The 20,214-nt window shown below is 23.8% G+C and carries 19 protein-coding genes and 2 pseudogenes; 11 read left to right on the top strand and 10 right to left on the bottom strand.

The features are described from left to right. The first annotated feature begins 3 nt into the window (after nucleotides 1-3). The 7 genes and pseudogenes from AACK94_RS05385 (at nucleotide 4) to AACK94_RS05355 (ending at nucleotide 6,922) form a co-directional block, all read left to right on the top strand. Entirely contained in the window at nucleotides 4-150 is a 147-nt protein-coding gene (locus tag AACK94_RS05385; protein WP_338975423.1) for a hypothetical protein, read from the top strand. After that, complete coding sequence (locus AACK94_RS05380) at nucleotides 151-1,269, top strand: hypothetical protein (protein WP_338975422.1); 1,119 nt, start codon at nucleotides 151-153, stop codon at nucleotides 1,267-1,269. A gap of 202 nt (nucleotides 1,270-1,471) precedes the next feature. After that, a complete protein-coding gene (gene ptsP, locus AACK94_RS05375; RefSeq protein WP_422397408.1) occupies nucleotides 1,472-3,196 on the top strand; it encodes a phosphoenolpyruvate--protein phosphotransferase in 1,725 nt (574 codons plus the stop codon). 84 nt (nucleotides 3,197-3,280) lie between these two features. Further along, nucleotides 3,281-3,790, top strand: a complete 510-nt coding sequence (locus AACK94_RS05370) for a PTS glucose transporter subunit IIA (protein ID WP_338975419.1) — start codon at nucleotides 3,281-3,283, stop codon at nucleotides 3,788-3,790. 108 nt (nucleotides 3,791-3,898) lie between these two features. Then, nucleotides 3,899-4,861 carry an alpha/beta hydrolase gene (locus tag AACK94_RS05365; RefSeq protein ID WP_338975418.1) on the top strand — a complete coding sequence of 321 codons (963 nt, stop codon included), beginning with the start codon at nucleotides 3,899-3,901 and terminating at the stop codon, nucleotides 4,859-4,861. A 351-nt stretch (nucleotides 4,862-5,212) separates the two neighbouring features. Next, nucleotides 5,213-6,451 (top strand): annotated as a pseudogene (locus AACK94_RS05360) (IS256 family transposase). Nucleotides 6,452-6,589: 138 nt separating this feature from the next. Continuing rightward, nucleotides 6,590-6,922, top strand: a complete 333-nt coding sequence (locus AACK94_RS05355) for a hypothetical protein (protein ID WP_338975417.1) — start codon at nucleotides 6,590-6,592, stop codon at nucleotides 6,920-6,922. Between the two features lie 46 nt (nucleotides 6,923-6,968). Here AACK94_RS05355 and AACK94_RS05350 read toward each other — a convergent pair whose 3' ends face one another. From AACK94_RS05350 to AACK94_RS05340, 3 genes are all read right to left on the bottom strand, one after another. Continuing rightward, nucleotides 6,969-8,276, bottom strand: a complete 1,308-nt coding sequence (locus AACK94_RS05350; RefSeq protein WP_338975415.1) for a hypothetical protein — start codon at nucleotides 8,274-8,276, stop codon at nucleotides 6,969-6,971. A gap of 139 nt (nucleotides 8,277-8,415) precedes the next feature. Continuing rightward, on the bottom strand, nucleotides 8,416-8,859 hold the full coding sequence (locus tag AACK94_RS05345; protein WP_338975413.1) for a hypothetical protein: 444 nt from the start codon (nucleotides 8,857-8,859) through the stop codon (nucleotides 8,416-8,418). Between the two features lie 30 nt (nucleotides 8,860-8,889). After that, nucleotides 8,890-9,381: a hypothetical protein gene (locus AACK94_RS05340; RefSeq protein WP_338975411.1), complete on the bottom strand. Its 492-nt coding sequence runs from the start codon at nucleotides 9,379-9,381 to the stop codon at nucleotides 8,890-8,892. A gap of 150 nt (nucleotides 9,382-9,531) precedes the next feature. Here AACK94_RS05340 and AACK94_RS05335 point away from each other — a divergent pair. After that, nucleotides 9,532-10,649 (top strand): annotated as a pseudogene (locus tag AACK94_RS05335) (IS3 family transposase). 36 nt (nucleotides 10,650-10,685) lie between these two features. Here AACK94_RS05335 and AACK94_RS05330 read toward each other — a convergent pair. The 4 genes from AACK94_RS05330 to AACK94_RS05315 all read right to left on the bottom strand — a co-directional run bounded on the left by AACK94_RS05330 (nucleotide 10,686) and on the right by AACK94_RS05315 (nucleotide 16,181). Continuing rightward, nucleotides 10,686-12,521: an ABC transporter ATP-binding protein gene (locus AACK94_RS05330; RefSeq protein WP_338975409.1), complete on the bottom strand. Its 1,836-nt coding sequence runs from the start codon at nucleotides 12,519-12,521 to the stop codon at nucleotides 10,686-10,688. A gap of 333 nt (nucleotides 12,522-12,854) precedes the next feature. Next, nucleotides 12,855-13,904: a nicotinate-nucleotide adenylyltransferase gene (locus AACK94_RS05325; protein ID WP_338975407.1), complete on the bottom strand. Its 1,050-nt coding sequence runs from the start codon at nucleotides 13,902-13,904 to the stop codon at nucleotides 12,855-12,857. After that, entirely contained in the window at nucleotides 13,904-14,803 is a 900-nt protein-coding gene (locus tag AACK94_RS05320; protein ID WP_338975406.1) for a deoxyribonuclease IV, read from the bottom strand. Before AACK94_RS05320 ends, AACK94_RS05325 begins: the two co-directional genes overlap by 1 nt. Nucleotides 14,804-14,822: 19 nt before the next feature. Then, on the bottom strand, nucleotides 14,823-16,181 hold the full coding sequence (locus tag AACK94_RS05315; RefSeq protein ID WP_338975404.1) for a DEAD/DEAH box helicase: 1,359 nt from the start codon (nucleotides 16,179-16,181) through the stop codon (nucleotides 14,823-14,825). A gap of 282 nt (nucleotides 16,182-16,463) precedes the next feature. On the opposite strand from AACK94_RS05315, the gene AACK94_RS05310 reads away from it, so the two are divergent. The 3 genes from AACK94_RS05310 to AACK94_RS05300 all read left to right on the top strand — a co-directional run bounded on the left by AACK94_RS05310 (nucleotide 16,464) and on the right by AACK94_RS05300 (nucleotide 18,116). Beyond that, the gene (locus AACK94_RS05310; RefSeq protein WP_338975403.1) at nucleotides 16,464-16,958 is read left to right on the top strand and encodes a hypothetical protein; all 495 of its coding nucleotides are present in this window, start codon (nucleotides 16,464-16,466) and stop codon (nucleotides 16,956-16,958) included. Between the two features lie 69 nt (nucleotides 16,959-17,027). Next, the gene (locus AACK94_RS05305; RefSeq protein WP_252320024.1) at nucleotides 17,028-17,543 is read left to right on the top strand and encodes a hypothetical protein; all 516 of its coding nucleotides are present in this window, start codon (nucleotides 17,028-17,030) and stop codon (nucleotides 17,541-17,543) included. A 192-nt stretch (nucleotides 17,544-17,735) separates the two neighbouring features. Then, nucleotides 17,736-18,116, top strand: a complete 381-nt coding sequence (locus AACK94_RS05300) for a hypothetical protein (protein ID WP_338975402.1) — start codon at nucleotides 17,736-17,738, stop codon at nucleotides 18,114-18,116. 14 nt (nucleotides 18,117-18,130) lie between these two features. On the opposite strand, the gene AACK94_RS05295 is transcribed toward AACK94_RS05300, so the two are convergent. From AACK94_RS05295 to AACK94_RS05285, 3 genes are read right to left on the bottom strand one after another with little or no spacing between them, the layout of a single operon-like run. Continuing rightward, nucleotides 18,131-18,868 carry a pseudouridine synthase gene (locus tag AACK94_RS05295; RefSeq protein ID WP_281748443.1) on the bottom strand — a complete coding sequence of 246 codons (738 nt, stop codon included), beginning with the start codon at nucleotides 18,866-18,868 and terminating at the stop codon, nucleotides 18,131-18,133. Then, nucleotides 18,861-19,442 (bottom strand): SMC-Scp complex subunit ScpB, encoded by a 582-nt coding sequence (gene scpB / locus AACK94_RS05290; protein ID WP_338975400.1) that lies wholly within the window; start codon nucleotides 19,440-19,442, stop codon nucleotides 18,861-18,863. Before scpB ends, AACK94_RS05295 begins: the two co-directional genes overlap by 8 nt. Further along, nucleotides 19,435-20,187 carry a segregation/condensation protein A gene (locus AACK94_RS05285; RefSeq protein WP_338975399.1) on the bottom strand — a complete coding sequence of 251 codons (753 nt, stop codon included), beginning with the start codon at nucleotides 20,185-20,187 and terminating at the stop codon, nucleotides 19,435-19,437. The genes scpB and AACK94_RS05285 overlap by 8 nt, the downstream gene beginning before the upstream one ends. Nucleotides 20,188-20,214 lie beyond the last annotated feature (27 nt).

The raw sequence follows: 20,214 nt of genomic DNA, 5'->3' as shown, positions 1-20,214 counted from the left end.
GGAATGTGAGAATCATTAAAAATTCCTGAAAATTATGCTATGGCTGGTGTTGATACACTTACATCTTATTTTTTATCTTACTATCCATTTGGATTAAAAAGTATTATTGATTTATTACCTTCAAATCAATTAACACAAAAAAAGAATTAGATGAATATTTTACCATTCGAAATTATTATTAATAAATTAGAAAAACATTTAGAATTTAAAGAATATGAAAAATTAAATAAAATTAATTCGAACTTAGATAATTTGTGTACTAATTTGTCAACAATTATCAAAAAAAATGATGTAATAAATCATATTAAAGATGAATTAAAAAATATTGATTTTAATGATGAATTTACTTTTGAAAAATTTAATTCTTTAATTCGTGCAGAAATCAGTAATGATTTTTTAAAAGAACTTTTAAATGAATTAAGTAAATTATCAAAAACTGATTTAAAAAATGAAGACTATTCTATTAAAGAAATTATAAAAAATAGTTTATTCAATACTAACTTTTTTTTAACAACATTATTAATAAATCATTTAGTTATTACTGCTTCTTCTGCTTATACTGCTGAAACATTAACATGAGAATCTTATACAGAAGATATAGTATCAATTAATAATATTATTTCAACTATTGTTCGTGCTACAGTAATGAGATTTGTTAATGAATATTTTATTAAAAATGCATTAAATACAATTTTTGAACCAGTAAAAAATTATTTTTGCCCTCAAAATAATGATCATACATTGCTACAATCATTTAAAAATTGAGTTAAAAATCAAAATAAATTAAGTCAATTAGGAGTCTTTATCGTTAGTTTTCTTTTTATTAGCGCCATTACTAATGCTATTAAAACTTATGCAGCAGATGTTACACAAAATAAAGGAGATTGAAAAAAAGCTTGAATTCAATTTAAAGAAACATTTCCAAAATTAGGAATGGTATTATCAGCACTTGGTGTAACTAGTTCTGATTTATATAATTTAACAAATAAAATGAAACCAGCTTTTAAATTAAAATATAAACAAAAAGAACAACAAAAGATTATTGATGAAGTATTATCTGAATTACCAAATATAATAAATCAAGCAAATGGAAATACTGCTAGTGATGGAAGAAGTTTTCTTACTAGAAGAATAAATGGTCATATTAATAATATTAATGAATGAGATGAAAATGATGTGCAAGATATAAATAACTTAGATAGAGAATCTCTTATTCCTAATAATAATCATAATCATGATCGTTCTCTTATCCAATGCGTAACTATCTAATTATATTAATATAGTGAAAAGATTCCTACTTTTAATGAAATTAAAAGTAGGAATTAATATATGAAAAATATTTAAAAATATTAAAATCATTTTTATTTATAAAAAGTTTAAATTATAATAAATATTTTATACAATATTTCATTTTTTTTATTATAATTTAGTAGACTATTAATAAACATATTTTATAAGGAGTGAAATATATATAATGTTAAAAATGAAAGGTATTGGTGCTAGTAATGGCATTGCTCTAGCCAAAGCATTAATCTTAAAACATGAAACTATCAAAACTAATCCTAAAAAAATTAATGAAAAAGAAATAGAAGGAGAAGTTAAAAAGTTACATGATGCCTTAAAAATAGCAGGTGATGAAATTAAACAACTCATCCAAAATACAACAAAAACTTTGGGTGAAGAAAAAGCCGCTGTTTTTGAAGCTCATTTTTTAGTAACAACTGATCCAGTATTAATTGAAGATACTGAAAAGTTAATTAAAGAAGAAAAATATAATGCTGCTAATGCTTTAGAAAGTACTGCTAATAAAGCAATTGCAACATTGCAAGCAATGGATGATGATTATTTTCGTGAACGTGCTGCTGATGTTATTGATGTTCGTGATCGAATTTTACGTAAAATTTTAAATATTAAAACTATTGATTTAAGTGCAATTAAAGAAGAAACAATTATTGTTAGTCATGATCTAACACCTTCAGAAACAAGTCAATTGAATCCTAAGTTTGTTAAAGGATTTTTATGTGATATTGGTGGTAGAACTTCTCATGCAGCAATTATGGCTCGTAGTCTTGGTATTCCAGCAGTTCTTGGGTTAAAAAATGTTACTACAAAAGTAAAAAATAATCAATTTTGTGTATTAGATGGTAATACTGGTGAAATTGAAATTGATTTAAATAGTAGTGAAAAAAATAAATGAGTTGCTAAACAAAACGCATGAATTGAAGAACAAAAAGAATTATTAGTATTTAAAGGTAAATTAACTAAAACCAGTGATAATCATGAAGTAAAGTTAGAAGCAAATATTGGTTCACCTAAAGATATGATTAAAGCAATTGAATATGATGCACAAGGAGTAGGACTTTTTAGAAGTGAATTTCTTTATATGGAAAGTAGTGATTTTCCAAGTGAAGATATTCAATTTGAAGAATATAAAAAAGTATTGTCTGCTACTAAACATAAAGTTGTTATTAGAACTTTAGATATTGGTGGTGATAAAGAATTATCATATTTAGATTTACCAAAAGAAATGAATCCTTTCCTTGGTTATCGTGCCATTCGTTTGTGTTTAGATCGTAAAGATATTTTTAAAACTCAGTTACGTGCTTTAATTCGTGCTTCAGCTTTTGGTAAATTAGCTATTATGTTTCCAATGATTGCTACTGTTGAAGAATTTAAAGCAGCTAAATCATTATATGAAACTTGCAAAAAAGAATTAATTAAAGAAAAAGTTAAAGTTAGTGATGATATTCAAGTTGGAATGATGATTGAAATTCCAGCAGCAGCAGTTAATGCAGAAATATTTGCTAAATATGCGGATTTCTTTTCAATTGGAACTAATGATTTAATTCAATATAGTTTAGCCGCTGATCGTATGTCAGAAAAAGTGTCTTATTTATATCAACCATATCATCCATCAATTTTACGTTTGATTAAGATGACAATTGATGGTGGACATAAATATAATCGTCCTGTTGCCATGTGTGGTGAAATGGCTGGTGATAAAATTGCTGTTCCACTACTAGTTGGTCTAGGGCTAGATGAATTTTCAATGTCTGCATCTAGTGTTTTAGAAACTAGAAAAATTATTAGTACTTTAAATAAAAAGGATACAGAAATATTAGCATCAAAAGCATTACAATGTGAAACCAATGAAGAAGTTAAATCATTAGTAGAAAAATTTTTATCAAAAAAATAAAAATATTATTTATTTTTAAAGTTACATTATTTAATGTTAAAATTATAAACATCTAATTTACATAATTTTGAGGAGAATCGACATATGTTTTTCAAGAAAAAAAAACAATTACCTTTATTAATTTATGCACCAGTTACTGGTAAAGTTATTAACCTTAGTAAAGTTGAAGATCCAGTATTTGCTCAGGAAATGTTAGGGACTGGTTTTGCTATTATTCCTGAATATAAAGGTAAAGATGGAGTTGAATTTGTATCACCATTTGATGGAAAATTAGCAACAGTATTTAATACAGGACATGCTTATGGTATTAAAGATGTAAATACAGGTATTGAATGTTTAGTTCATATTGGTATTGATACTGTTGAATTAGCTGGTAAGGGCTTTGATATTAAAGTTGAACAAGGTAAACCAATTAAAAAATCAGAAGTAATGGTAGTTGCTAATTTACAAGAAGTTAAGAATAAAGGTAAAAAAGTAACAACACCAATTGTTTTCACTAATGAAACAATGGAAGGTTATGTTGTAAAGCAAGTAGTAAAAGATGATGAACAAGTAACGGTTGGTCAATTAATTGCTGAAGTCACTAAGAAATAAATATTTTTATTAAAACAAAACCATTTAAGGTTTTGTTTTAATAAAAATAAAATTAATTTGATAAAATATTAATAAGTATTTATATATTATTGGAGGGTATCATTTATTATGGATAATTTTTGGCAACATTATTGATGAGCAATACTTATCGTAGTTTTAGCTATGTTAATAATACTTTATATTTTATATAGAATTTATCAAATTTTCCATATTGATTATCACTGAGAACTGAATCGTCATTTTCCACAATGAAGTAACGAGGGAATCATCACTAGGGATAACTATTTTTTACATACTGAATTTAAATTTGTTGATAATAGTAAATATATTATTATTGGTATTCATGGTATGGGTGCCTCTTTAACAGACTTTAAAACAGCTGCTAAGTTTTTTACTAAACATGGTATTTCATTTTTAAGTTTTGATCAACGAGGTTGAGGAGAAAATGAAAAATGAAAATATCATACTTTAGGAACAACTATTAATGATATTAAAGATATTATAACGGTTTTGAATGAACGTTATCCTAATAAAAAAATTTTATTAATGGGTGAATCATTAGGTTCTGCATTAACAGCATTAGCAATTAAAAGATTACCAAAAATGATTGATGGTGCAATTTTAACTAATTTTGTTACTAAGAAACAAATATTTAAAATAAAACCTTCATTAGTTTGTCATGCAATTTGAGGATTTCTATTTTATAAACATCATCCATTACCTATTACTTTTGATATGGAAACAATTTCTATTAATTCTAATTATATTAAAAAAGGGAAAATTAGAGCAATGACTAATATGAAATTTACATTATTATTTTCCTTACAAGCACAAAAATTAAGTAAACAAGTACCAAAAAATCTTAATAGTGCTAAATGTCCGGTTTTGATTGTTCAATCTGCAAAAGATATATTTGCTGATTTTGATAAAATTGCAAAAAATAATAAACGTTGAAGACAAGGGATAACTTATAGTTTTTATGAAGAAGGTAATCATGCGATTTTAAATGAACCCAATATTAATATTATTTTAGAAGATATTTTAACTTGAATAGAAAAAGAACATATATAATGATTATTTATGATATTAGATCAAAAAATAATTAGAAAATTTAAAAATAATAAATAATAGTTGATTGCGTAATTTTTATTTTATAGTTATAATAGTATTTATAATTTAATAATTGTTCATACCTAGTATAGTAATTTAACTATACTAGGTTTTATTAAATTAAAATTATATGTGAAAAGGAAGATAAAAATTATGAATATTATTACAGATCAAAAAGAATTAATGAATGAAATTGAAGGTTTATTAGAAGAAATTGAGGAAATGTTTAGTAATCTGTGTAACTTACAAAAATAACTATGTTTAATTAATTCTAGTAAATATAATTAAATGACTAGAAAGAGTGAGTTACAGATGGCTAAAAAAGATAACTTTAATAATAATGATCCAATATCAAAAGCAGTAGATTTATTACTAGAAAATACTGAAGATTTAACAACAGTTTTTAAACCTGGCGGTTTATATAAAGAATTAACAAAAAGATTAGTTGAAAAAATGTTGAATTCTTAAATGCAAAATTATTTAGGATATGAAAAAAATCAACATAGTACTACTGAAAATGCTCGTAATGGTACAAGTTCAAAAAAATTAATAACTCAACAAGGTAAAATTGAAATTGATGTACCAAGAGATCGCAATAGTAATTTTACTCCTGTAATAGTTCCTAAAAGGCAAAGAAGATTTGATGGTTTTGATCAACAAGTTCTTTCCTTGTATGCAAAAGGAATGACATTATCTGACATTAGAATGCAGTTGCAAGAGTTATATCATGGTGCTGATATTAGTGAAAGTGTTATTAGTCAAATTACTGATGATGTTATTGATGATGTTAAAGCATGACAAAATCGACCATTAGAAAGTATTTATCCTATTGTTTATTTTGATTGTATAGTAGTTAAAGTACGACAAGATAAACGGATTATTAACAAATCAGTTTATATAGCATTAGGAGTTGATTTAGAAGGCAAAAAAGATGTTTTAGGATTATGAATTAGTGAAAATGAAGGTTCTAAGTTTTGATTATCTAATTTCACAGAAATGAAAAATCGTGGCTTAAATGATATTCTTATTGCTTGTAGTGATAATTTAACAGGCATGTCAGAAGCAATACAATCAGTTTATCCTAAAACAGAACATCAATTATGCATTGTTCATCAAATTAGAAATAGTTTAAAATATGTTTCATACAAACATCGAAAAGGTCTAGTTTCAGATTTAAAACCAATTTATAGTGCATGTAGTGAAGAACAAGCAATGCAAGCTTTAGAATCGTTTGAAAGTAAATGAAATAAACAATATCCTCAAATTACTAAATCTTGATATAAAAATTGAGATAATTTAATGGTTTTTATTAGTTATCCAGTAGAAATCAAAAGAGTGATTTATACTACAAATGCTATTGAATCTGTTAATAGTCAATTACGAAAAATCATCAGAAATAAAAAAGTTTTTCCTAATGATATGGCAGTTTTCAAAATATTTTACTTGGCAATTGAAAATATAACAAAAAAATGAACATTGCCTATTCAAAATTGAAATACAGCAATTGCTCATTTTATGATAAAATTTGAAGACAGAATTAATCTAAATTAGTAACTTTGTAAAACAAAGATACACAGATTATTAAAAAGCCTCGAAATTGAAAATAAAATTGAAGTAGAAAGAAGAATTGATAAAACTAAAAAAGAAATATTAGGTGATATTTCAGATTCTGTAGGAACTCTTGCCTATATGCAAACAGCTGGACTAGTACAATATATTAAACAACAATTAAACGAGGAGAAGTCAAAAACAAATCCTAATATTAAACAATTAATGTCAATTATGTCAGAACTTAATGAAGTAAAAGAAAAAATAGATGTCACAGGTCAAGATTATAATTGACGTAATGCTAGAAAATATAAAACATCTAATAATCCAGAATTTTTAAAAAGAATTGAAAACCTTAAAGTTGAGTGTTTAGAAATTCACGAAGAATATTTAATTAATAATTCTAATCAAATGGCAGAAAACCAACCATCAGCATCTAATCAAAGTAGTGTAAGACGACAACATTCATTGTAAAAATAATGCCTTAATTAAGGCATTATTTTTTATATATTAAATTTAATTATTTTTTAAATTGAAAACTAATATTATCTAAATCAATTGCTAAACTACAACCAGCAATTAAATTTGGTGATGAAGTAACACGTGCATTTCATTGATAATAAATATTATTATCATCATGGTATACATAAAGTTCAATAATTGGAAGTTGAATAATAAGATCAGAAATTGCTACAACATTATAAGGATTTTGTAGTTCATATTTAATATTTTTATTAGTAGTAATATTATTAGTATCACCAGTAAGATTATTATTTTCTTTATATGTACCCATATTATTAATTGATAGTTTAGAATTATTAAAATTAAATTTAGGATAAAGTTGTGAAAATTGTTCTCAATTTTTTGCATATTTAGTTCAATTTAAAATGATTTGTTGATCACTATTTTTTGATCAATCATTTTTATTAATATTGCTAAAGTCTTCTTTATAATGATAGTTAATACTTTTTTTTATATTTTGGACATTTCATTTTGTATAGTAAATTGCTACTAAGTTATTATCATTATCAAAAATAAAATTTAATGAATAATCTTTTATATTTAGGAAAAGGGGTGAATTTTTAATAAAGTTAAAGATGTTATTATTTTCAACAATTAAGTTAATAATATTATTTGTTAATTGGTTACTAATTAGTTTGTTTAAACTGCTTTTATTAATGAATTGTTGACTAATATTATAAGCTATTGCTAAAGAAATTTTATTATTAATAGCAGCATCAGCAATGTAATATAATCCTAAGTTCTCACTAAGATTGTTATTATTTTCAATTTTAGAAGCACCAGCAATGTTAGAAATATCAATATTTTGTTCAAGACCACCAAATTGTAAATATGTTCAATTATTGTCACCAATAAAATTATTTTGTTGATATTCACTAAAATTGTAAGCATCAGAATAATTAGGATTGCTTTTAAGTGATGTTACTTTTTTGTGGCTGTTCATTTCTTGTTTTGTATTTTCAATATTTAATTTATCTTCATTAGGAATAGTAACTTTGGTATTATAAACTAGGTTACCTGTTGTATCTACTAAGAAGACGTTTCTAGCATTGGTAAAAGTATAACTTTTTAATGCTGAAGTATCATAACTATAAAATTTATGATCGGTTGTTGATTGGTTAGTAATTCAGTCACTATTATTTAAATATTGATATTGATTATTAAATAATGATGTTTGATTAGTAGTGGCGTTTGCTTTTTGTAAATCATTTTTGCTACTATTAAAGTGATTCACACTAGTTAAAATAGTGGTACTTGTTGCTAGTGAAAAAATACCAACTGTTAAAATATTTATTGTTTTTCTCATATTTTATACCTTTAAAGTTAATATATAATTTTAATAAAGATATAAAGTTTATATCATCATTAAAATTATAACGATATTAAACTATCGTTATTTATATTATAGTACTTTTAGCGAAATTCTACAATTATGAGTTAAATATTTATTTAACTTTTCTCATAGATTCAAAAAAAGATTTAATTTGAAAATTTTCAGTACTTATTACTAGTCTAGGAGCTTTTAATTCTGTTAAAATTTGATTTAAAATTTTGCAAATTTCTTCTACAAATAATTTTAATGTTTTAATAACATTAAATCCAAAAATAAATATATAATTTTTTCTATTATCAATAAATTCATAATAATTATAATTAGTATCAACTCAAATTCATAAATAATTAGGATTTGAATTTATTTGATTGATTGAAATATATTTTTCCATTTTTTCTTCTTTAATAAGATTTAAAATTCATGTACTTCTTTCATTATCATTAACTATTTTAAAATAATGAATAAAACTATTAATAATTAAATTATCATAATCCATTTTTTTTAGTTGTTGATTAATAATTTTGTTTTTATTAAAAATCTGTTTTTCAGATAACATAATTAAATTATTTTTAACTGCAAAATTTAATTATGTTTTTAAATTTTCATATGATACTTGCTTTTTTTCTGAATTGTAACCTTGCATAAAAATACTATGTGTTAATAAATTACGCATAAATTTTAATCAAAAAATAATATTTAATTTCTCAAAATTATTTTTAATTTTATTTATTTTACTTTTATTTTTTTTAGTTAAATTTTTACTTTTATATATGTTTAAAATTTCAAAAGAAAAATAAACAAGTTCATACACATCATATAAATAATTTACTAAAGTTCTAATATTAGTGATAATACTACATTTAGATTTTTCTAATATAATTAAATCATTACTAATACTTGTAATATTAACTCTAGCATTTAGTAATTTTTGTATTTGTTTTTGATCATAAGATCACTTTTTTTCTTTAGAAGCCTCATTTAATAAAACTGAAGCAAAAAAATCTATATATTCAAATATATAACTTTCTAATTTAACTATTGCATTAAGTTTATCTTCATAGGAATTATTATTTTTCATATTATTATATTCCTTACTAAATTTGAAAATATTAATTTTATTTTTTAATTTAAATATGGGAATATTAATGGTTCTGGATGGGTTACACTTTATTGGACACTAATTACATAGACAAGTGAACAAATTAGTTAAAAGAAAGGAATTATAATTATGGTCACTATTAACTCATATTCAGATGAATTTAAAAAACAAATAGTAGCTTTATATCAAAGTGGCAAATCAGTATCTTGCCTTGTTAAAGAATACAATGTTACAAGAGCAGCTACTTACAATTGAATTAAGCAATTTACTAATTCAGGTAGTTTTAAAACTAAAGATAATCTTTCAGATTTAGAAAAACAATTAATTCAAGCAAATAAAGAATTAAAACAGTTACGAATGGAAATTGATATTTTAAAGCAAGCAGCACTAATAATAGGCAGAAAGTAGAGATTATTGCAAATAATAAATCTAAATATAAAATTCGCACAATGTGTCATTTTTTAAAACTCTCTAAATCAACATATTATTTTAATTTAAAGAAAAAAAATAAAATTCAAAATAATATTTATGAACAAGCTGTTATTAGTGCTTTTAAAGAAAATAAAGAAGTTTATGGTACTAGAAGATTAAAATTCATACTAGCAAACCAAGAAATTTATTTATCACGCAGAAAAATTAAAGAAATTATGAATAAGCATAATTTAATATCAAAATAAACTAAATTATCATTCAAAAATTATCATAATAAAGTCAATGATAGTCAAATAACCAATCTTGTTAATAGAAACTTTAATAATAGAATTAAAAATGAAGTTATTGTTAGTGATTTAACTTATGTTCAAGTTAATGGTAAATGAAACTATATTTGCCTATTAATCGACCTATTTAACCGCGAAATTATTGGACATAGTGTTGGAGTTAAAAAAGATGCATCATTAGTATATCAAGCATTTATGCAATCAAATCACTGTTTAAAAGATATTGAAATATTTCATACTGATCGCGGTAATGAATTCAATAATAAAACTATTGATAAACTTTTATTAGCTTTCAACATAACTCGATCTTTAAGCAAAAAAGGATGTCCTTATGACAATGCTGTTGCTGAAGCAACTTTTAAAACTTTCAAAATTGAATTTATTAATGATAAAAATTTTACATCATTAATCCAATTAAAATTAGAATTATTTGATTACATCAATTGATATAACAACATAAGAATTAACAGTACTCTAAACTACCTAACTCCAATTAGTTATCAAAAACAAATGTCTACCAAAAAATAGTCCTAAAAAGGGTTGCCATTCCATTCATTAAAAATTTTACCCCATAATTCCAGCTTCATATAAATGTTTAAAGTGACCTTCTTTAACTTTTAATTCATCAAAAGTACCAACTTGAACTAAACCTTTTTCTTTTTCTAAAACTAAAATCTTATCAACAGTTTTAATTGTTGATAAACGATGGGCAATAATAATACTAGTACGACCAATCATTAATTTATTAAATTGTGCTTGTATTTCCTTTTCGACAATATTATCTAAAGCACTAGTAGCTTCATCTAAAATTAATAGTTCTGGATTTTTTAAAAAGATACGAGCAATAGCTACTCTTTGTTTTTGACCACCAGATAAGTTAATCCCACGTTCACCTAAAATTGTATTATAACCATTAGGTAATTGTTCAATGTAATCATGTAAGTTAGCTTTACTTGCAGCAATTTTGATTTCTTCTAAAGTTGCTCCTTGCTTAGTATAACTAATGTTTTCGGCAAATGTGCCAAATAAAATTTGTGGATCTTGTTCAATATAGCCAATATGATGTAAGTATTGTGCTAAGTCAATATCACGTAAATCAGTATTATTATTAATTAAAATTCTTCCTTCAGCAAGGTCATAGTAACGTAGTAATAACTTAGAAATAGTAGTTTTTCCAACACCAGTTGCACCAACAATAGCATAACTTTTACCTTTTTCAAAAGTGAAAGAGAAGTTATTTAAAATTCAGTCTTCTTTTTCATCATAGCGGAAATTAACATTTTCAAAAATAATATCACTAGTAATTTGTTTTACTGGTAAGGCTTTTTCTTTATTAACTATTTTTGGTTTAATATTAAGAATTTCATTAACTCTTAAAATTGAAGTTGATGTTTTAGCTCAATTACCTAAGAATTGAATACTTTGAATAACTGGGAAAATTAAAGTGTTGACTGCTAACAGAAAAGCAATTAGTGTTGAAACACTAATGATGTGTTTACTTACAAACATGAAACCAGCAACTAAACCAACAATGTTAATTCCTGTTAGTAATGTAATTAGTAATGCTCTAGTAAAACTTTCAAAAGTAATAGTTTTTTTTGCTGCTTGATAATATTTAAGATGTTCATTAGAAAATCTTTTATTTTCACTTTTTTCTGTAGCATTACTTTTAATTAAAGTAATAGTATTTAGTCGATCAGTAATATCAGCATTAACTTCAGTGTAAACTTTTCTTCATTTATAGTTTAAATAACGAATAATTTGAACATTTAATACTGATATTATTAAAATTGATAAAACAATACCTAAAACAATTAATGATAATTGTCAATTTAAAGAAAAAATAACGTAAATTGAACCAAAAAAAGTCACAATTGAACTAAGCATAGTTAAAGTAATAGATTGCATATTTTCACCAATAACACTAGTATCACTAATTAGTTTTGTTAAAGTGTCACCAATTTTGCGATCTTCATAATATGACATATCTAAATCTAGTAAATGTTTTAAAACTTTATTTCGATATTCAATTTCAACTTTAACACCAATGATGCTTCCTGTTAAATTACGAAAGTACATAAATAATCCTGATGCAATTTGTAAACTAATTAAAATATAAGCTAAAGTAGTAATTTTTTCTCATTGAAAACCATCGGGGGTAGCTAAAAAATTATTAGTAATTTTAGGAATAATTACTGAAATTATTGAAGAAGCAATAGTGGTTAGTATTGCAATTAGATAAAGTAGTGGATATTTTTTAAAGTATTTAATAACTGCGCTTAAGAAACCACTTTTTTTTATTTTTAATTCATTATAATCAGTCACGCTTTTTTTTATTTTTGCTGTTGTATTTTCTTTTGTCGGCGAATCAGTAATTTTTGTTTTATTTTTTTTGGACATAATATTTGTTCTCCTTATTAATAATTTATTTTTATTTGTTATAGTGGTAAACCCAATTCTTTTAATGGAATATAATTAAAAAAATTACGACAATTACTATCTATTATATAATTTAAAGTATCTTTATATTCTGGTTTTTTAAATCAATCACTTAATAAATATCAGTATTCAATTTTGCAATCATTACTGAACAAATACATCTTCTGTTTTAAGTTATACTTCCCTTTTCTTTAATATTATATATTAAATAATTAATAAATAAGTATTTTACTATAGATACTATTTGTTAATTTTTATTACTTCACGCTTCATATATTGTTAAAAACTTATTATTTAATGGTTTTTTTGCTCTAGTAAATGCTTTTTTAAAATTTCTAGATAGTATTTAAAAGCAACAGTTAAATCTTGAAAGGCAAGTTTTCTTAATTCTTCAACATAATAATGGTTACGTTCAATTGATATTTTATCTGCTAATAATACTATTAATTCTAAAGTTTTCATTTCGTTTGCACCAGTAGTGTGTTTAGCAATTGCATGAAGAACTAAATCATCATGGTACTGATAATGATTTTTTAAATACAATGCTGCTACATAACCATGTCAAACTGGAAATGGTTCTTGTAAAATTTCTTTATTATATTTTGTTAAAAATTTAGTCATTTTATTTTTACTTCATTGTTTGCAAAGGTCATGATAAGTTCCAGCAATTAGGGCTTTATTAGCATCTTCGTTATAATGGATTGCTAATTTAGCAGCCATTTTACCAACATTAATACAATGTTCAGTTCTATTGTTATCCAAATTTGCTTTTAAACGCTCATAACTATATATTAAATTATTGTTAATATAATCATTAATTTTAATATCGATTTGATTAATAATTTCACCATTTCTAATTTTGGCAGAGCTAATATCACTGCTTGGTCGAACTACTAAATTTTGACATTTGTATTTTGACATTAGTTCTAATGTTTTACGATAATGAGGGCGATTAACAACAATAATTTTAACTAAATTAATTAACTGTTCAATTCCTTGTCATTTATTTAAGGTATATAAATTATCAGAACCAATAATAAAAAAGAATTTGTGATTTGGATAGTTTTCAATAAAGTAGTTAATAGTATTAATAGTATAACTAGGTTGCTTACTTGTTAGTTCATAATAATTTAATTTTATTCAAGAATAGTTTTTAATAACTAAATTAATCATATCGACTCTTTGTTGATCGCTGGCACTGACACTATCTTTTAACGGATTTTGTTTTGTTGGTAAAATTCAAACTTCATCAAGTGAAAGTTTATGATAAGCTGTATTTGCAATGTTTAAATGTTGATTATGAAATGGATCAAAAGTTCCACCAAAAATGCCAATTCTTTTCATTATTTGCTAGTTCCTAATGATTCTAAAATTTCTTTATTATATTTTTTTGTTCTTATCATTTTAATTTCATGTAAATAAGGTGGATGACCATTAATTCATGGCGTTTCTAAAATTTTTATTTTAGTAAGCAACAATGGATGATAAATAATGTTAATTAAAGTTTGAAAACCAAGATAACCCATTCCTAAGTTAGCATGACGATCTTTATGAGCATTGATTGGGTTTTTAGAATCATTAACATGAATAACTAATAATTTATCTAATCCAATAAGTTGATCAAATTTTTGTATTATTTGTTCTAAATTATTATTAAGATCATAACCAGCATCAGATAAGTGACAAGTATCTCAACAAACACCAATTAGTTCGGGTCTTTTTACATTATTAATAATATATTGAAGTTGTTCAAAAGTAGTTCCTACTTCACTACCTTTTCCTGACATTGTTTCCAAAGCAATTTTTACAGTTTGTTTTTCTAAACATGCTGCATTTAGTCCTTTAACAATTTGTTCTAAAGCAGTTTGTGGTAAAGAACCAACAGCGCTACCTGGATGTAAAACCAAAGTTTTAATGCCAATATCTTGACAGCGAATTATTTCTTGTCGTAAGAAATCTACTGATAATTGGTAAGTACTTTTGTTAATACTATTAGCCAGATTAATAATGTAAGGAGCATGAACAATAAGATTATTAATATCAATATTTTTTTCAATTAGTTTTTCTGTAAATTCTTTAATAAATAATGCTTTGGTTGGTTTACGAATTGTATTTTGTGGAGCACCTGTATAAAACATAAACGTATTGGCATTATAACTTAGAGCCTCTTCAAGAGCACCCAATAAATATTTTGGTGCTTTCATTGAAACATGAGATCCAATAATTAATTTGTCATTTTCCATCTTGCTTCCTCTTTCATTATTAATTTTCATCAAAAAGTTTTTTTCTTCTTGCAATTGCTTGTGTTTTTTTAATTTTCTTAATTGATGCTTTAATGTGTTGTTTTCTTGTTTCTTTTTTTATTGCTTCTAAATCTTTATTAAATTTTTTCTTATAACCAGGAGTTACATTTTTATTTTTTTTAAAGCGATTAATAACATATTGCTCTTCTTTATTTCTTTCTATTTTTCGTTTATGAGCAACGATGTTGTCATTACTAATTTCTGGTAGTAACTTATTATCTTTAATTTTATAGTATTCTATTGGAACATTTAAATTTTTTAACTTATGAATAGTAGAATTATCACTCTTATCATAAAATACATAAGAAATACCTGAATAGTTAGCTCGTCCTGTTCGCCCTGCTCGATGAAAATAATATTCTAGATTATTTGTCGGTAATTGTAAAGAGATAACATGAGATACCCCTTCAATATCAATACCACGTGCTGCGATATCTGAACAAACAACATATTGATATTCAAAATTTTTAATACGTTTAAAAGTTTGAGAACGTTCTCGTGCTGGTAATCCACCATGTAAGATTGCTACTTTTTTATTTTCTTCAATTAAGACGTTTGCAATTTCTTCAATATTTTCTTTGTTATTAACAAAAATTAAGCATAAATAAGGATCAAACATTGTTAATAATGATTGTAGTTGTTTTTTACTATCTTGATGATGACGATTAATAAAAATATGTTGAATTTTTTGAGATTTATTATCAATACTAATTGTAGTAGCGTTAGTAATATATTTTTTTAATCAAGTAACTAGTTGGGGTAATATTGTTGCTGAAAAAGTCATAATTTGAGTATTTTTATTCATTTTAGTAATTAAAAAATCTAAATCTTCCATGAATCCCATATCAAATAACATATCACATTCATCAATAACTAAAGTGTTAGTAGTAGTAATTGCTAACATATTAAGTTCATATAAACGTTTTAATCTAGTTGGAGTTCCAATTACAATTTGTGGTTGATTATTACTTAAATTATTACTTTGACGAATAATATCTTTGCCACCCACTAAACAAGCAATGCTAATATTTTGATCTTTGATTAAAGCTTTTAAAAAATTGAACGTTTGTTGAGCAAGTTCACGAGTAGGTGTAATAATAACTGCTTGTGTTACTTTTAAAGTAACATTACAATTATTTAAAATTGGAATTAAATAAGTATGAGTTTTACCACTACCAGTAGCACTTTTAATAATTAAGTTTTTATTAGTTAATGCTAAAGGAATAATTTCGGTTTGGACTGGTGTTGGATTAATTAGTTTTTCTTTTTTTAAATTTTCAATTAGTCATGGTTGTAAATTAAATTGTTGAAATGACATGCGTTCACCTTTTTCTTTAATGCAATATTAATATTTTATCTTATTTTTACTAAGTTCTTTAAAAAATAAGATAAAAAACTTTATTAAAAGTAATAATAATTACTATTTTAATGTTTAAGATTATTAATTTTCAAAAAATAAAAAAATACATCAGTAATTTATACAACTAATTGTTTATTTAAATTTCTACTCTAATAAAAGTAAAATGTTAATAGATTATTTTTAATCATGTAAAATTGACTTAGAAAAAAATTAAGGGCTTAGAAAAGAGGTTTGTAATTTATGTCAGAAGAAGATGAAGAAGAAAAGAAAAAGAAGAAGAAATCAACAAAAATTATTGCTGGTCTTATCGGCTCTGCAGCTTTAATTGGAGCCACCATTGCTGGTGGTATGACAGCTATTGCCGAAACAGAAGGAGAAAAAGAAGAAGAAGAGGAAGAAAAAAATAAAAAAAAATCAAATGATTCGATCTCTAAACAATCATCAATTAGTGATAATAAACAAACTTTAGCAGTAATTTTCAAAAACAAAACAAATCTGCAATTAAAACCTGAAGACAAATTGAAAATGACAAGTCCAGAAACTGTAAAGGAGGTTATTAAAGAGAGACTAATTGAAAGTAATCCACAATCAAATTTAATAAAAGAAAAAATTATTTTAGGTAATTTAAAATATAATAATATGAACATTAAACCAACTACTTTAACAGTTGAAATGACTTATGATGACCCTTTAGTTATTGGAAGTGTAATTTTAAATGTAATTTATCCAAAATAAAAGATAAGAAGAACTTGTTTATAAAATGACGCAAATTTATATATTAAGAAAATTTAGGAGGTTATTTATATGCAAAATAATTTAAATATAATGTTTTTAGTTAATTGATCAGATTTTTCAATAAAGGACTGAATAATCATAGGATTATCAATATTATTATTAATGCTAACTTTTATTTTTATTTTAGTTATTTTTCTTTTTAAAAGAAAAAGATTTAAGTTTAAAATAAATAATATTATAAGTGATAATTTAGTAAAAATAGGTAAAAATAATTATAAATTTTCAAGTAGAAATGCTTTTATACTCTTTAATGAAATTAAATCAATAATTTTAGATAAGCGTTATAAGTATTTTTATAAATTTAAAAAGAGATATAAAGATGGTAGTTTAAATAATGAACTTTTTGATATAGTTCAAAAATATTATTTAAAAAATGAAAAAGAATTAAAGAAAAAACCAAAACCTTTATTTGAAAATAAAAAAAATGATAAACCCAGTGATGCTGTTAATAAAAAAGATGATAAAAAAGTTAAATTTGTTTTTGATGATCAAGAAATGACAGTAAAAATTGAAGAAGATAAATAAAACTACTCAATTGAGTAGTTTTATTTATCTATAACTATTTTTTTATATTTTAAAAATATGTATAAAAATTTAACACCAAATATTCTAGATATTATGATATAATTTTTTAAACTTAATTTAAGTTTTCAACTCATTATTTTAATTTTTAAAGTATATGGGTTTTTTATTTTTTTGAAAGGAAGATAAAAAGATATGTATAGTAAAGTTAAAAAAATAAAAAGTATATATAAATTAATTACTGAAATTAAAGAAGAAATAAAACTTCCAGAAGGATTTGAAGAAAGAAAAATGTACCATGCTTGAATACAAGAACCACTTTGCAATGTTGTAGATACCACTTGATATTATGAAATTGATATAAAAATTCAAAATATTGAAAAAAGATTAAATAATAATATTAATAAAACTAGTTTAAAAGAAATCAAAATAGAATTGGAAAAAATAACAAAAGAAATTGATCAAAAAAATGGTTGAGATATAGAAAAAGATAATAATTTTATTGATGAAATAAATAAAATAAGTTTATCAATCCAACATAAAACTAAAATTAATAATAAATTTATAGCAAAATAAATTATTCTTTTATTTTAACTCTTTTGACTCAATTTCATCAATGTTGTTACTTCTTCTTCTGTCAAATAACGATATTCACCCATTGTTAAACCTTTTAAAGTAATATTAGCAACTTGTAAACGTTTTAAAGTAATTACTCTACTTCCTATTGCTTTAATCATACGTTTAACTTGTTGATTTTGTCCCTCATGAATGGTTAGATGTAGTAAAGTATTTTCTTTTTTTATATTTTTATAAATTATTTTAACAATAGCAGGAGAAGTTGTAAATGAAGTTGATAAAATAATACCGTCTTGTAGTTTTTTAATAGCATTTGATGACAAAATACCACTTGCCAATACTTCATATACCTTATCTATTTTATAACGAGGATGAATAATAGCATTAGTAAATTCACCATCATTAGTCATTAACAACAAACCTGAAGTATCAAAATCTAAACGACCGACTGGGTAAATTCTACTATTAATATTAGTAAAATAATTCATTACCGTTGGTCGATTTTTAGGATCACTGACTGTTGTTAAACAATTAGGTGGTTTATAAAATGCTAAATAAATATGATTAGATTGCTTAATAATTTGATTATTAACTTTAATAACATCACTACTTGTAACTTTAAAACCTAACGTTGTAATAATTTGCCCATTAACTGTTACTTGCCCATTAATAATTAGTAATTCTGCTTTTCGTCGTGAACATACTCCAGAATTAGCAATAGCTTTTTGCAAGCGTTCTAAATCATTATTCATTAGTAAAGTTGTAGATTTCTTGTTCATCATTTTGGTTATTAAATTGAGGCAAAGTTGGTAATTGAGTTAAAGATTCGATATTAAAATGATCCATAAATTCATCAGTTAAATCATATAAAATTGGTTTTCCTAGTAATTCACTACGACCAATCTCAGTAATTAAATTTAAACTTTTTAGTTTAAAAATAATAGAATCACAATTTACACCACGAATATCTTCAATTTGTGGTTTAGTAACTGGATGATTATAAGCAATAATAGCTAGTGTTTCTAAAGCTGCTTGTGATAAACGTATTAAAGGTTGTTGTTTTAATACTTGATAGCGATTATAATGAATAGGTTTTGTTGTTAATTTATAAATATTACCAACTTTAATTAAACTTAAACCACTGGTATCATCATCATTTAATTTCATTTGTAAAGACGCAATTAAATTTTCAACAGTCTTTGGTTTTTTTGTTAATTCTAAATATTCAGCAAGTGTTAATAAATCAAGGCCTTCATTGCCAGCAATAAATAATAAACCTTGTAAAACTGCTAATCTTTCGTTTGTTTTTCAATTGCTATTATTCATTTTTCTCACCTCGATAAATTACTGTAATTTCAGTAAAAGTATTAGTTTGTATAATATGTAAAATTTGATGATTTGCAAGATCTAAAATTGCAATAAAAGTAATAATAAAATAATGTAAAGTTAATGCTTTAGTAAAAAATAATTGTTCTAAAGTAAAGTGTTGCTTGGGGTTTTTCTTCAGTAACTGTTTAATTTCTTTAGCTCGATCTTCAGCTGAAATTAAGTTTAATGCTAAATTAACTGGTAATTTATTTTCATTTTGTAGTCTATTAAATAAGTTTAACATTGCTTGTGTTAATTTATTAATATTATTTTTTACCAAAATTGGTGTAATTTCATCAACTAAATATGTTTTTAAATCACTAGGTGTTTTTGTTAATAATTGGGTTCTATATAAAGCCTGTTCTTTAAAATAATTACTTATTTCTTTGAATTTTTTATATTCTAATAAACGAGCAATTAATTTTTGACGATTAACTTCATTTTCATAAGCACTATCTACCACTAGTTCTTGTTTTGGTAATAATTGTTTTGATTGCAATTCTAATAAATAAGCAGCAATCGGTAAATATTCACTTACTAAATCAATGTTTTTAATTAATTCTTCATTAATAAAATGAACATATTGGTTAGTAACATCATTTAGATTTAAATCTAAAATATCAATATTTTTTTCTTTAATTAAATGCAAAAGCAAATCCATTGGTCCTTGAAAAGATTCAATTGTAATTACTGGTTGTAACATTATTCTCGTTCCCTCAATATCATTTTA

It is taken from the genome of Spiroplasma endosymbiont of Monopis laevigella, assembly GCF_964019975.1.
Lineage (GTDB): Bacteria > Bacillota_I > Bacilli_A > Mycoplasmatales > VBWQ01 > Spiroplasma_E > Spiroplasma_E ixodetis_A.
Note: the sequence above shows the minus strand (reverse complement) of the source record. Positions and strands in the feature narration are given on the sequence as shown.